The organism is Intrasporangium mesophilum (genome assembly GCF_054783095.1).
In genome coordinates, this window is sequence record NZ_BAAGRF010000012.1 from 102,794 (window position 1) to 116,290 (window position 13,497).

11 protein-coding genes are annotated in these 13,497 nt (G+C 70.1%); 8 read left to right on the top strand and 3 right to left on the bottom strand.

The features are described 5' to 3' along the window. The first annotated feature begins 21 nt into the window (after positions 1–21). A complete protein-coding gene (gene lepA, locus ACYVLP_RS11185; protein ID WP_460627422.1) occupies positions 22–1,869 on the top strand; it encodes a translation elongation factor 4 in 1,848 nt (615 codons plus the stop codon). Between the two features lie 13 nt (positions 1,870–1,882). Here the strand turns inward: lepA and ACYVLP_RS11190 are convergent, their stop codons facing one another. Continuing rightward, positions 1,883–2,710 (bottom strand): tyrosine-protein phosphatase, encoded by an 828-nt coding sequence (locus ACYVLP_RS11190; protein ID WP_460627423.1) that lies wholly within the window; start codon positions 2,708–2,710, stop codon positions 1,883–1,885. Between the two features lie 103 nt (positions 2,711–2,813). On the opposite strand from ACYVLP_RS11190, the gene ACYVLP_RS11195 reads away from it, so the two are divergent. Both ACYVLP_RS11195 and ACYVLP_RS11200 read left to right on the top strand, forming a co-directional pair. Then, positions 2,814–4,064 carry an MFS transporter gene (locus ACYVLP_RS11195; protein WP_460627424.1) on the top strand — a complete coding sequence of 417 codons (1,251 nt, stop codon included), beginning with the start codon at positions 2,814–2,816 and terminating at the stop codon, positions 4,062–4,064. A gap of 222 nt (positions 4,065–4,286) precedes the next feature. After that, positions 4,287–6,398: a glycosyltransferase family 61 protein gene (locus ACYVLP_RS11200; protein WP_460627425.1), complete on the top strand. Its 2,112-nt coding sequence runs from the start codon at positions 4,287–4,289 to the stop codon at positions 6,396–6,398. Positions 6,399–6,487: 89 nt separating this feature from the next. Here ACYVLP_RS11200 and ACYVLP_RS11205 read toward each other — a convergent pair whose 3' ends face one another. Beyond that, complete coding sequence (locus tag ACYVLP_RS11205) at positions 6,488–7,270, bottom strand: peptidylprolyl isomerase (protein WP_460627426.1); 783 nt, start codon at positions 7,268–7,270, stop codon at positions 6,488–6,490. Between the two features lie 61 nt (positions 7,271–7,331). Here ACYVLP_RS11205 and hemW point away from each other — a divergent pair, with 61 nt between their 5' ends. Together hemW and ACYVLP_RS11215 are read left to right on the top strand one after the other, a co-directional pair. Then, positions 7,332–8,567 carry a radical SAM family heme chaperone HemW gene (gene hemW, locus ACYVLP_RS11210; RefSeq protein WP_460627427.1) on the top strand — a complete coding sequence of 412 codons (1,236 nt, stop codon included), beginning with the start codon at positions 7,332–7,334 and terminating at the stop codon, positions 8,565–8,567. 24 nt (positions 8,568–8,591) lie between these two features. After that, positions 8,592–10,040, top strand: coding sequence for an aldehyde dehydrogenase family protein (locus ACYVLP_RS11215; protein ID WP_460627428.1), 1,449 nt, complete (start codon positions 8,592–8,594; stop codon positions 10,038–10,040). 15 nt (positions 10,041–10,055) lie between these two features. Here ACYVLP_RS11215 and ACYVLP_RS11220 read toward each other — a convergent pair whose 3' ends face one another. Then, entirely contained in the window at positions 10,056–10,931 is an 876-nt protein-coding gene (locus ACYVLP_RS11220) for a DUF3097 domain-containing protein (protein WP_460627429.1), read from the bottom strand. A gap of 29 nt (positions 10,932–10,960) precedes the next feature. Between ACYVLP_RS11220 and ACYVLP_RS11225 the strand changes: the two genes are divergently transcribed. The 3 genes from ACYVLP_RS11225 to dnaJ all read left to right on the top strand — a co-directional run bounded on the left by ACYVLP_RS11225 (position 10,961) and on the right by dnaJ (position 13,487). Beyond that, positions 10,961–11,104, top strand: coding sequence for a hypothetical protein (locus ACYVLP_RS11225; RefSeq protein ID WP_460627430.1), 144 nt, complete (start codon positions 10,961–10,963; stop codon positions 11,102–11,104). Between the two features lie 51 nt (positions 11,105–11,155). Continuing rightward, positions 11,156–12,202, top strand: coding sequence for a heat-inducible transcriptional repressor HrcA (gene hrcA, locus ACYVLP_RS11230; protein ID WP_452268011.1), 1,047 nt, complete (start codon positions 11,156–11,158; stop codon positions 12,200–12,202). Between the two features lie 154 nt (positions 12,203–12,356). Continuing rightward, positions 12,357–13,487 carry a molecular chaperone DnaJ gene (dnaJ, locus tag ACYVLP_RS11235; protein ID WP_452268010.1) on the top strand — a complete coding sequence of 377 codons (1,131 nt, stop codon included), beginning with the start codon at positions 12,357–12,359 and terminating at the stop codon, positions 13,485–13,487. Positions 13,488–13,497 lie beyond the last annotated feature (10 nt).

The following is a 13,497-nucleotide window of genomic DNA, read 5'->3' on the forward strand; positions in this document are numbered from 1 at the left end:
GGTTCGTCCCACGTGTCGCCCATGGCCCGCTCCGCGTTGGCTCCCAACGCAACGCCGCCGGACCTGATCCGCAACTTCTGCATCATCGCGCACATCGACCACGGCAAGTCGACGCTCGCCGACCGGATGCTCCAGCTGACCGGTGTCGTGGACTCGCGGGCGATGCGGGCGCAGTACCTCGACCGGATGGACATCGAGCGCGAGCGCGGCATCACCATCAAGAGCCAGGCCGTGCGCATGCCGTGGGAGGTCGACGGCCAGGTCTACGCGCTGAACATGATCGACACCCCGGGGCACGTCGACTTCAGCTATGAGGTGTCCAGGTCTCTGGCGGCGTGCGAGGGTGCGGTGCTGCTCGTCGACGCGGCCCAGGGCATCGAGGCGCAGACGCTGGCGAACCTCTACCTCGCGATGGAGAACGACCTCACGATCATCCCCGTGCTGAACAAGATCGACCTTCCCGCTGCGCAGCCGGAGAAGTATGCCGAGGAGCTCGCCAAGCTGATCGGCGGCGAGCCGGAGGACTGTCTCCGGGTTTCGGGCAAGACCGGAGCGGGCGTCGAGGAGCTGCTCGACCAGATCGTCGCCCAGCTCCCTCACCCGGTCGGCGACCCGGCGGCCCCCGCCCGGGCGATGATCTTCGACTCGGTCTACGACACCTACCGGGGCGTGGTGACCTACGTCCGGGTCGTCGACGGCAACCTCAACCCGCGCGAGCGCATCGTCATGATGTCGACCAAGGCCACGCACGAGCTCCTCGAGATCGGCGTCATCAGCCCGGAGCCGGTGCCCAGCAAGGGCCTCGGGGTCGGCGAGGTCGGCTATCTCATCACCGGTGTCAAGGACGTCCGTCAGTCGCGAGTCGGCGACACCGTCTCCAACGCCGGCCGGCCGGCGGCCCAGTCGCTCGGTGGGTACCGCGACCCGAAGCCGATGGTCTTCGCAGGCCTTTATCCGATCGACGGCTCGGACTACCCCGACCTGCGCGACGCGCTCGACAAGCTCAAGCTCAACGACGCGGCGCTCGTGTACGAGCCGGAGACCTCTGCAGCGCTCGGCTTCGGCTTCCGCTGTGGGTTCCTCGGGCTGCTGCACCTCGAGATCGTCCGCGAGCGGCTCGAGCGGGAGTTCGGGCTCGACCTCATCTCGACGCAGCCCAACGTCGTGTACGACGTGACGATGGACGACGGCGCGCAGATCCATGTGACCAACCCGAGCGAGTTTCCCGACGGCAAGATCCGCGAGGTGTCCGAGCCGGTCGTCCGCGGGACCATCCTCGCGCCGTCGGAGTTCGTCGGAGCGATCATGGAGCTCTGCCAGACCAAGCGGGGGCAGCTGCGCGGCATGGACTACCTCTCCGAGGACCGCGTCGAGATGCGCTACACGCTGCCGCTCGCGGAGATCGTCTTCGACTTCTTCGACCAGCTGAAGTCGCGCACCCGCGGCTATGCGTCGCTCGACTACGAGCCCGACGGCGAGCAGATCGCCGATCTCGTCAAGGTGCAGATCCTGCTCCAGGGTGAGTCGGTCGACGCGTTCAGCGCGATCGTCCACAAGGACAAGGCGTACAGCTACGGCGTGATGATGGCCGGAAAGCTCAAGGAGCTCATCCCGCGGCAGCAGTTCGAGGTGCCGATCCAGGCCGCGATCGGGTCGCGGATCATCGCCCGCGAGAACATCCGCGCCATGCGCAAGGACGTGCTGGCCAAGTGCTACGGCGGTGACATCAGCCGTAAGCGCAAGCTGCTCGAGAAGCAGAAGGAAGGCAAGAAGCGGATGAAGATGGTCGGCCGGGTCGAGGTGCCCCAGGAAGCCTTCATCGCTGCCCTCTCGAACGACGGCGGCAGCGGCGACAAGCAGAAGAAGTAGCGGCGCAGCAGCCTCAGGCGAGCAGCTTGTGGCGCAGGGTGTCGGTGTCGGCTGCCGACCAGCCTTGCTCGTCGAGCCATCCGCCGACGCCGCCGTAGCGCTCGTCGAGCGTCGCGAGCAGCATCCGCATGGTGTCGGTCGTCGGTGACTGCTGGGCCACGGTCTTGTCCTTGAGGTTGTCCGCATAGGCGGGCTTGGCGCGCAGGCGCGCCATGATCGCCTCGACGCGGTCGGCCGATGCGGCATAGTCGGCGATGACGAGGTCGTCCGGGACGCCCACGACCTTGAGCGCGAGGCCGACGACGGTGCCGGTGCGGTCCTTCCCCGCGGCGCAGTGCACGACGACCGCCCCGTCGCTGGAGGCGATGGCGTGCAGCGCGGCGACGACCGAGTCCGGCCGGGTGGCGAGGTAGGACAGGTAGTGCTCCGACCAGAACTCGTCATGGCTGCGCCGGTGCGCCTCGTCCTCTCCGGACTGCTCGGCCCGCTCCCGGGCCCGTCGCTCGTCGGTCTCCCAAGGGAGGGCGCGCTCGGCCGCGGGGATGCCGCTCTCGGAGGTGTCCTCGCGGTAGAGCGTGAGGTGGTGGTGATGGATCCCGGGCACGGCCACGAGCGGGCCGTCGCCCTCCTTGGCTACCTCGACGTGGGTGCGAAGGTCGACGACGTCGCGCAGGCCGATGTCACGCACGAGTGTGCGCACAGCGGCCGGCGTGAGGTCCTGGAGGTTGTCGGATCGGAGCATCCGGTGGGGCTGCACGATGTCGCCACCGGCTGTCACTATCCCGCCGAGGTCACGCATGTTGACGACGCCGTCGAGATCGATCCAGTTGGGGACGTACACACCTCGACCCTACGTGACCTCTGGATAACGGTTTGCATCGCTGCGGTGACCATCAGATATCTTGATATCAAGAGACTTTTGATCCTGAAGGAGCGAAGCGCACGTGACGACGACCGCGACCGAACCGTTGACCCGCAAGGGAATCCCGATCGACCCTGTGCTCCGCGTGCTTGCCCTGGGGTCGTTCGCCAACCGATTCGGCGCCGGAGCCGTCCTGACGACCAGTGCTCTCTACTTCACCCGCCAGGTCGGGTTCACCGCGACCCAGGTGGCTCTGGCCATGTCCGTCGCCGCGGTCGTCGGCATCGTCGTGCAGGTCCCTGCAGGCCACCTCGGCGACACCAGGGGTCCGCGAGAGACGCTGACGTTCTTCATGACCGGCGCCGCACTGTTCAGCGCGCCCCCGGTCTTCGCCAGGAGCCCGTGGGGTCTGGCCGTGCTCCTCGGGATCTTGGCCCTGTTCGAACGCGGCGCCGGTGCCGTCAACCAGGGTTTGGTCGCCCAGCTCGCAACCGGAGGCCGCGGCGTCCTCTTCAAGGCCTACCTGCGGGCCGTCACGAACACGGCGCTCGGCCTGGGCTCGGTGTTCGGGGGCGCCGCACTCGTCATCGACCAGCCTTGGGCGTACGTCTCGGTGTTCTTCCTCAACGCCGCGTTCACCGGCTTCGCCGCCTGGAACACCAGGCGCCTGCCGCACATCGAGCCGCACGAGCGCACGGCGGGGGAGCCTCGGATCGCCGTGCTGCGCGACTGGCCCTACGTCGTGATCACGGTCATCACGGGGCTGTTCTCGCTGCACTTCTTCGTCATGGAGCTCGGCCTGGCGCTCTACATCTCGGCGCACACCCAGGCGCCCACCGTCATGGTCGCCGTCCTGCTCATCGTCAACACAACCGCCGTGGCGCTCTTCCAGGTCCGCCTGTCCCGCCGAGCCGACTCGGTCCGGGCCGGTGCGAAGGCGCTCGTGCGGGGAGCGTGGTGGATCGCCGCCGGGTTCGCGATCGTCGCGGTGGCAGACCGCGGCAGCATGTGGCTCGCGATCGCAGCGCTCGTGGCCGGCTCGCTCGTCCATGTCGTCGGCGAGATGATCGGCTCGGGTGGCCAGTGGGGCCTGCAGATGGGACTGGCTCCGCACGAGCGGCAGGGGCAGTACCAAGGCTTCGCCGGCCTCGGGTTCAGCGTCCTGGCCGTCGTCGGCCCGCCCATCGTCACCTTCCTGTGCGTCGACCTCGGCGAGACCGGCTGGCTCATCCTCGCGGTCTTCATGGTCGTCATCGCCCTCGTGTCGGTACCGGCCGCACGGTGGGCGCTCGCCTCGCGTGCCCGCTACGGCGTCACCACCCACTCGGGCTGACGCCCAGCGGCATACCCAGGGCGCATTCATCCTGATGATGCAGTGCCCCCGGGCGGGCGTGCTTGGATATGCCCCGTGCGATGGATGCGCAGGCTCGGCCGCGGCCGAGGGAAAGAGCCGGTGAAGACGCCGGGACAGCCCGTTCGACAGACCACGCCTGCCGGGGACAGCCCGGCCGAGGCGGCGTCGGCAACACCGTCTGAGAGGGCCACCGGAGGCGGTATGCCGTCCGGCGCCGTCCCCACCGGTCGCGCGGTCCCAGCGGCAGCCGGAACCACGGGCGACCGTGCGAACGTCGCCGCCGCCGCGCCTACCACCGCAGCGCCCACCGGTGGCCCGGGCCAGCAGACCCAGCCGGGCCAGCCGGCCCAGCCCGCGCCGCCGGCAGCCCCGCCGCCTGTGCTCACGCCCGCGCAGGAGCTCGTGCGGCTCGCCCAGGAGCAGGACTGGCAGGACGTGCGCCCGCACCTGGGTGCGATGGAGGTCGTCGTCGAGGCAGTCGGGCAACAGGTCGAGGGCAAGGTCGCCGTCGTCGGTGGTGCCGACGTTGATCCGTGGGCCGCGATCCTGACGGAGCGCTGGCCCGACCTGCGGGTGACGCGCGTCCACGTGACCGACGATGCGTCGGACGCCCACGTCCGGCTCACGATCCAGGGACCGCTCGATGCCATCATCGACGCGTCCGACACGACCGGCAACGAACAGGCGCTGCTGTTCGAGCGGGTCTTCATGCACCTGCGCAAGGGTGGGTCCTTCGTGGCGCGCAGGCTCGTGCCGCACCCTGCCCCGCCACCCCGGACGCCCCCGACGCCACCGGCCGGCGACACGCCACCGGCTCCCGCGACGCCGACCGCCGCGACGCCGACCGGCGCGACGCCGACCGCCGCACCGACGGAGGTCGCCGAGCCGGGTAAGCCTGCCGGCGTCGAGGCCCGCAGCCCGGAGTTCCCGCGCGACGCGCGCCTGGCCTACGACGAGGCGCTGCCCAACGAGAACCTTCCACCGGAGCCGCCGTACGACGGGGACCTGTGGGGCCTGGTCAGCGCCGCGCAGGCAGCCCGCACCCGCGACTTCCACGACCATCTCGACGTCGGCCCCGGGTATCGGGACATCGAAGGTCTGGGCAGCTGCCTGGCCGAGGTGCACGTGCACTCGAAGGTCCTCCGAGTCGTGAACGGCCTCCGAGTCGCGCCGAAGCTGCGTGAGGAAGAAGTCGATCCGGTCCTCGCGGCGCGCCCCGGGCTGGGCGAGCGCCTCGAGGTGCTGCCCGGGGTCACCTGGGCCTCTGAGATCGCCTACGACTTCAATCGACCGCGGGACCCCTACGTCCAGACGGTCTTCCCGACGCCGCCCATGACACTGAGGCGGTACGACGCCCCTGTGTGCTCGCGTGGCCAGATCGTCACGAAGGGCGACCTGCTGTTCCCCGAGACGTTCCGGCAGGGCTGGATGGACCGGCTGGCCAATGTCTACGTCGTCGAGAAGGCCCCGCGCTTCGGCCTGGTGCGACGGGACATCAGCAAGCCGGACGAGCTGCCGGGCGCCTGGTTCCACCTCGACTCCGAGTGGCCCGGCCACTTCGGGCACCTGCTCACGGAACAGCTCAGCCGGCTGTGGGCGTTGGACCGGGTCAGGGAGATCGAGCCGGACGTCAAGATCCTCACGACGCTGACCCACGACCGGGACCCGATGGTGCTCGCCCCGTTCGAGATCGAGATCCTGGGCGCGTTCGGCATCGAGCCGGACGACATCCACGTCTTCACCAACCCGTGCCGGCCCGAACGGCTGTACACCGCAACAGGGATGTACTCGCTGCCGAGGTTCGTGCACCCTCGGATGGCATCGATCTGGGACCGTGTCGGCGATCATGTCGTCAGAACTGCCGGCCCTGAGGAGGAGCGGCCTCGGAGGATCTTCGCCTCCAGGCGGCCGACGCTCAAGCGGGCCTGCCACAACACCCGGGCGGTCGAGGAGCTCTTTGCGGCTCACGGGTTCGCGGTGATCCACCCTGAAGACCACTCGCTCGGCGAGCAGGTCGCCATGTTCCGCGCGGCGGACGTCGTGGGCGGGTTTGCCGGCAGCGGCCTGTTCTCGCTCGCGTTCTGCCCGACGCCGAAACAGGTCATCTCGCTCGGGCCGGACACGTACACGGCCAGGAACGAGTACCTCATCTCGGCGGTCCGCGGACACTCTCTGACCTCCGTCTTCAGCCGACCGGACCTCGACCACCCCGCGGGCTCGTGGACACAGAAGGCCTTCGCCTCGGGCTTCACCTTCGACTTCGACGAGGAGGGGCGCTTTCTCGAGGAGCGGCTGGCGAGGCTCGACGGCTGACTTCGTCGTCGCACACCCCGATTCGATGTGATCCCGCGTGACATACGGCGCGGGATCACATCGAGTCCGCTGTCTCGGGGGCTCGAGCGTCAGCTGTGGCGGGCGACGTCCACGTCGATGATGCTGATCGACACGAACGGCGGCCCGTCCGGTCTCGTGTCCTCGCCGCCCTCGTGCGCGATGTGCTCGACGACGTCCTGTCCGGACACGACCCGTCCGATGACCGAGTAGGCGACATGGTCTGGCTCGAGAGTGAAGTCCTGGTGCACCATGAAGAACTCTCCGGACGTGCTCGGGAAGCCGTCGCCGCGGGCCACGCCCACCGTGCCGAGCGCATAGTGGCGGTCGGTAGGGGTGTTCTCGACCGGCAGGTCGTAGCCGGGGTCGGCTCTGCTGCGCCCCGTCGGGTCACCACACTGCAGGAACGCGGTCGGTGCCTGCTTCGTCGTCAGCCGATGGCAGACGCTGTCGTGCCAGTACCCGGCTCGCGCGAGCGTGACGAAGGACGCGACGCTCTTCGGGGCCGCATGCCCGTCGAGGAGCAGCCCGATGTCGCCGCAGGTCGTATGGAGGGTGACGTCCCACTCGCCGTCCTGGGCCACCGACGAGTCGGGCGCGGAGGCGAAATGGGTCGGGGACTCCTGCGGGTCGGGCGGCGCCTGGCAGGCGACACCGCCGGAGGCGCCGGGTGTGGAGGCGCCGGGTGTGGAGGCACCTGGTGCACGGGCGCCCAGCACGTCGGTGTCGGAGCCCAGGGAGAGGGCGACCACGGTCATCACGAGCGCGACCATCGCACCGGCCGCAAGGAGCAGGACCGTGCGGACGCTCCACCACCCGCGGTTCGGGGTCGGAGGCGGTGCCGCTTCCTCCATGGTTGGAGCGTAGGTCCACCGGCGTCCCGATCCCACCCGTGGCGCCTGAGACAATGGCCGTATGCCGCCCTCCGCCCTTCCCGACGGCGACCCCGCGCCGTCGTCGGGGGAGCTGCCCGACTCCGCGCTTTCCGGCCTCGCGGCCACGGACCTCGGCATCTACGTCCACGTGCCGTTCTGCTCGGTGCGGTGCGGCTACTGCGACTTCAACACCTACACACTGACCGAGCTGGGCGGGCCGGACGCCAGGGTGGGAGTGGTCAACTATGCCTCGGTGGTCGATCGCGAGCTCGACCTGGCACGGGTTGTTCTCGGTGACGAGTCTCCCGTCGTATCAACGGTTTTCGTGGGTGGTGGCACTCCGACAATGCTCAGCTCGCGCGATCTCGTAACGATGCTGGACGGCATACGCTCGCGGTTCGGTCTGGCACCCGACGTCGAGGTGACGACGGAGGCGAACCCGGACTCGGTGACGCCGGAGTCGCTGCGCGAGCTTGCCGAAGGCGGGTTCACCCGCGTCTCCGTGGGCATGCAGTCGGCCGTCCCACATGTCCTGCGCACTCTCGACCGCACGCACAACCCGGACAACGTCGCGCGGGCCGTCGAGTCCGCGCGTGACGCGGGTCTGCAGGTGAGTGTCGACCTCATCTACGGCACGCCGGGGGAGTCCCTCGACGACTGGCAGCTCAGTCTCGACACCGCCGTCGCGCTCGAACCAGACCACATCTCGGCCTACGCACTCGTCGTGGAGGAGGGGACCAAGCTCGCCGCCCAGGTGCGCCGCGGCCTGGTGCCCGCCCCGGAGGACGACGACGAGGCCGACAAGTACGAGCTCGCCGACGACACGCTGACGCGTGCCGGCTTCGGCTGGTACGAGGTGAGCAACTGGGCGCGCTCGGAGGCGACGCGCTGTCGCCACAACGTCGCCTACTGGGCCGGGACGAACTGGTGGGGCATCGGGCCGGGCGCACACAGCCACGTCGGCGGGGTGCGTTGGTGGAACGTCAAGCACCCGAGCGCGTATGCCGCCCGGCTGGCTTCCGGGGTGTCGCCCGCTCATGCGCGCGAGACCCTTTCCCCCGAGCAACGCTACGACGAGCGGGTGCTGCTCGGCAGCAGGCTCGTGGACGGCCTGCCGATGGAGGATCTGCGAGGATCGGGCCGCACGGCCGTGGCCGGCCTCATCGCAGACGGGCTCATCGACGGCCCGGCCGCGGTGCGGGGCGGTCGGGTCGTGTTGACCCGGCGCGGCAGACTCTTGGCTGACACCGTGGTGCACCGGCTCCTTGCGGCCTGACGAGCAATGACGAAGAAGGACCTCATGACTGACACCGTTCGCACGCCCGACAGCCCGGCGGTCGACCCCACCGACTCGCGGACCCTTGCCACGACCGCGCTCGAACAGGCCCGTGCCGCGTTCGACCGCGGCGTCACCAAGCCGTACGCCTGGCGGGTCGAACAGCTGCGCGCGCTGCGGCGCCTCCTGGTCGAGAGGGAGAGCGAGCTCGCCCAGGCGCTGCAGGACGACCTCGGCAAGGCCGGCACCGAGGCGTGGGTCACAGAGATCGGCTTCGTCGTCGCCGAGATCGACCACACCTTGCGGCACCTGCGGTCATGGCTGCGCCCGAGCCGCGTGTCCGTCCCCCTCTCGCTCGTGCCGGGGCGCGCGAAGGTCGTCCGCGAGCCGCTCGGCGTGGTCCTCGTCATCGCTCCGTGGAACTATCCGATCCAGCTGACCCTCACGCCCCTCGTCGGCATTCTCGCGGCGGGCAACGCCGCGGTCATCAAGCCCAGCGAGGTGGCGCCCGCGACCTCGCGTGCCATGGCGCGTCTCGTGCCGGCATACCTCGACCCAGCCGCCGTTCACATCGTCGAGGGCGGCGTCCCCGAGACCACAGCGTTGCTGGCCGAGCGGTTCGACCACATCTTCTACACCGGCAACGGCGCGGTCGGCCGGATCGTGCTGGAGGCGGCCGCCAAGCACCTGACCCCGGTCACGCTCGAGCTCGGGGGCAAGTCACCGACCTATGTCGCCGACGACGCGGATCTCGAGGTTGCGGCCCGGCGCATCGTGTGGGGCAAGTTCACCAACGCCGGCCAGACGTGTGTGGCGCCCGACTACGTCCTCGGGTCGAGGACGACCCTCGATGCGCTGAAACCCCTGCTGGTCAAGGCGATCGGGGATCTGTACGGCGACGATCCGAGCGTCTCCGACCACTACGGCCGGATCGTCAACGACCGCCACTTCGGACGGCTCACGGCCCTCGTCGACGCGGGCAAGGTGGTCAGCGGTGGACGGTCGGACGCGACGAGCCGCTACCTCGAGCCCACCATCGTCGACGAGGTCTCGGGCGACGACCCGGTGATGCGGGAGGAGATCTTCGGCCCGGTCCTCCCGCTCGTCGAGGTCGCCGACGTCGACGCTGCCATCGCATTCATCACCGCGCGGGACAAGCCGCTCGCGCTCTATGTCTTCACCGACGACGCGCAGACTCGGCGCCGTTTCGTGCGCGACACGTCGTCCGGTGCCTTGAACTTCAACGTGCCGCTGGCACACCTGGCCGTGCCCGGGCTGCCGTTCGGAGGCGTGGGGCCGAGCGGCATGGGGACCTACCATGGCGAGCGCTCGGTCGAGCTGTTCTCGCACACCAAGCCGGTGCTGTCGCTGCCCACGAAGCCGGACCTGCTCGGCGTCGTCCAGCCGCCGTTCACCTCGGTCAAGGAGCGCGTCATCGACCTCGTGGTCTTCCCCGGCCGCCGCAAGCGGTAGCCGCCACCCCGTGGCTCAGGCCCCGGGCTCGGTGACGAAGTCGATGAGCTCCTCGACGCTCGCGAGCAGCGCCGGCTCGAGGTCCGCGTAGGTGCGCACGGTCCCGAGGATGCGTTTCCACGCCAACGCGATGTCGGTCTGCGTGTCGTGCGGCCAGCCGAGGGCATCGCAGATGCCGTGCTTCCACGAGGTGCCGCGCGGGATGACCGGCCACTGCTGCCAGCCGAGCCGCTCGGGCCGCACCGACTGCCACACGTCCACGTACGGGTGTCCGAGGATCTTCACGTGCTGGGCGATCCCAGGCAGGGCGCCGGCCTGCTCGACCACTCGTGCCTCCTTGGTGCCGGGCACGAGGTGGTCGACGAGCACGCCGAGACGTCGTCCGGGGCCCGGCTGGAACTCCGCGACGATGCCGGCGAGGTCATCGACGCCGTCCATCAGCTCGACGACCACGCCCTCGACCCGAAGGTCGTCGCCCCACACCTTCTCCACGAGCTCGGCGTCGTGACGGCCTTCGACGTAGATCCGCGAGCCGCTTGCGACCCGCGCCCGGGCGCCGTGGACGGCGACGGAACCGCTCGCCGTCCGGGCGTCGGCGCGCCGGGCCTCGGCCAGGGCCGTCGACGCTGCCGCGACGGGTTTGGTCAGGGTGACGGGCCGTCCGTCGACGAGGAATCCCGGCCCGAGCGGGAACGCCTTGGTGCGGCCACGGCGGTCCTCGAGGTGGACCACGTGCATCCCGCCCGCCTTCTCGACCCGCACGACGGCGCCGACCCAGCCGGTCTCGACCTCCTCGACGACGAGGTCAGGCTCGGCCGGCAGGTCGACCGAGCGCCCGCGCCGGGGCGCTCGCCAGTCGCCGCTCAAGACGTCCGATCCGTAGCGATCCATGGAAGACACAAGCCCACACGGTATGCCGCGTGGACGCCGTGACCGTCGACCGCCACGCGGTCTGGGCCATCCCGTCGACGCGCCGAGGCGCCCGTCGTGACGGCACGCTCGATGCAGCGGGGGTCGGCGGCATACGGTGGGATGAAATCGGAGAACGGGACGCGGCGACGTAGACTTGGCACTCGGGTCACGAGAGTGCCAGGCCGAGGCGAGGAGGTGTCGCGATGAGCGAGGAGCGCAAGCTGATGGTGCTGCGCGCCATCGTCCAGGACTATGTCCAGACATCCGAGCCGGTGGGCAGCAAGGCGCTCGTCGAGCGCCACCACCTCGGGGTCAGCGCCGCGACGGTTCGCAACGACATGGCACAGCTCGAGGAAGAGGGCCTGATCCACGCCCCGCACACCTCTGCCGGCCGCGTGCCGACCGATGCCGGGTACCGCGTCTTCGTCGACCGGCTCAGCCAGATCAAGCCGCTCGGTGCCGGGGAGCGACGAGCGATCTCCCACTTCCTCGAGGGAGCCGTCGACCTCGATGACGTCGTCGACCGGACGGTGCGGCTGCTGGCCAGCCTGACCCGACAGGTCGCGGTCGTGCAGTACCCATCGCTGACGCGGTCGACGGTGCGCCACATCGAGTTCGTCCCCATCGGCGCGAGCCACCTGATGATCGTCCTCATCGTCAACACCGGGCGCGTGGAGCAGCGCGTCGTCGACACGGGGCGCTCGGTCGTCGACACCGACGGTGAGGCCCTGATCGCGTGGCTGCGGAGCAAGGTCAACGACGTCGCGGCCGGTGTGCCTTTCGCGGTCGCCACGACCCAGCTGCGCCGGCTGGTCGAGGAAGCCGACGAGGCCGACCGCCCGGCGCTGGGTGCGGTGGTCTCCGCACTCGGCGACGCCCTCGCCGAGGAGCGGGAGGAGCGGGTCGTGCTCGCCGGGCAGGCCAACCTCGCGCGTGCGGCCACCGCCGACTTCTCACGGACGATCGGGCCGATCCTCGAGGCCCTCGAGGAGCACGTCACGCTGCTGCGCCTGCTCGGCCAGCTCGGCGACGACCCCGAGCTGGTCTCCGTGCGCATCGGCTCAGAGAACCCTGTGACCGGGCTCCAGACCACCTCGCTCGTGTCGATGGGGTACGGCTCAGGCAGCGAGCGCATTGCGAGCCTCGGCGTGCTCGGCCCGACTCGCATGGACTACCCCACGACGATGGCGACGGTGCGTGCCGTGGCGCGCTACGTGTCCGAGGTCCTCGACGACAACCGCTCGACGTGACCGTGCCGACCGCGCAGCCCTTCCGCCACCGCTTCCCAGCATCCGCCCCGAACAGCCCGAACAAACCGAACCAGCCTTGACCTCAGAACCTGACCGACACCGACGCGAGCCGCGCCTGCACGGCCCGAACGCCACGCACTGAAGGAACACCCGCTTGAACGACTACTACGCCGTCCTCGGTGTCTCCCGCGACGCAAGTCAGGAGGAGATCAAGAAGGCCTACCGCCGGCTTGCCCGCAAGCTCCATCCGGACGTCAACCCCGGCCCGGAGGCCGAGGAGGAGTTCAAGCGGGTCTCGCAGGCCTACGAGGTGCTGTCGGACCCGCAGAAGCGTCGCTCCTTCGACCTCGGCGCCGACCCGTTCGCGACCGCCGGCGGCGGCTTCGGCGCGGGCGCGGGCTTCTCGTTCAGCGACGTCATGGACGCCTTCTTCGGAGCCGGCGCGGCCGCCGGCAGCCGTGGCCCGCGGTCGCGGGTCCAGCGCGGTCAGGACGCGCTCGTCCGGCTCGACATCGACCTCGCCAAGGCGGTCTTCGGCTCCGAGGAGGAGCTGACCCTCGACACCGCGATCGGCTGCGTCCGCTGCGGCGGCGACGGCGCCGAGCCCGGCACGGGCCGGCAGACCTGTGGCATCTGCCACGGCGCGGGCGAGGTGCAGCAGGTCCAGCGCAGCTTCCTCGGCCAGGTGATGACCTCGCGCCCCTGCGTCAACTGCCAGGGCTACGGCACCGTTCTCACCGACCCGTGCCACGACTGCTCCGGCGACGGCCGCGTCCGCACCCGGCGCACGCTCAAGCTCAAGGTGCCGGCCGGGGTCGACACTGGCACCCGCATCCAGCTGACCGGCGAGGGTGAGGCCGGGCCCGGCAACGGCCCCAAGGCCGACCTGTACGTCGAGATCCGGGTGCTCAACCACGACACCTTCACCCGGCGCGCGGACGACCTCCACTGCAGCGTCGAGCTGCCGATGGCGGCTGCTGCGCTGGGCACGACCGTGAAGCTCTCCACCTTCGACGGCATGCAGGACCTCGAGATCCGCCCGGGCACCCAGAGCGGCGATGTCCTGACCCTGCGCGGGCTCGGCGTCACGCACCTGCGCCACGGCGGCCGCGGTGACCTGCTCGTGCATGCCACCGTGCAGACCCCGACGCGGCTGACCGAGGAGCAGCAGGAGCTGCTGCGCCAGTTCGCGGCGCTGCGGGGCGAGGAGCGTCCGGAGGGCCGACTGACGCCCGCGAACAAAGGCCTCTTCGGCAAGCTGCGCGACGCGTTCAAGGACAAGTGAGCGCTCGGTG

Excerpts from the sequence above, each read along its gene's own strand:
- lepA (WP_460627422.1), top strand. The coding sequence starts at position 22 with ATGGCCCGCTCCGCGTTGGCTCCCAACGCAACGCCGCCGGACCTGATC.
- ACYVLP_RS11200 (WP_460627425.1), top strand. The coding sequence starts at position 4,287 with ATGCCGTCCGGCGCCGTCCCCACCGGTCGCGCGGTCCCAGCGGCAGCC.
- ACYVLP_RS11205 (WP_460627426.1), bottom strand. The coding sequence starts at position 7,270 with ATGGAGGAAGCGGCACCGCCTCCGACCCCGAACCGCGGGTGGTGGAGC.
- hemW (WP_460627427.1), top strand. The coding sequence starts at position 7,332 with ATGCCGCCCTCCGCCCTTCCCGACGGCGACCCCGCGCCGTCGTCGGGG.
- ACYVLP_RS11215 (WP_460627428.1), top strand. The coding sequence starts at position 8,592 with ATGACTGACACCGTTCGCACGCCCGACAGCCCGGCGGTCGACCCCACC.
- ACYVLP_RS11220 (WP_460627429.1), bottom strand. The coding sequence starts at position 10,931 with ATGGATCGCTACGGATCGGACGTCTTGAGCGGCGACTGGCGAGCGCCC.
- hrcA (WP_452268011.1), top strand. The coding sequence starts at position 11,156 with ATGAGCGAGGAGCGCAAGCTGATGGTGCTGCGCGCCATCGTCCAGGAC.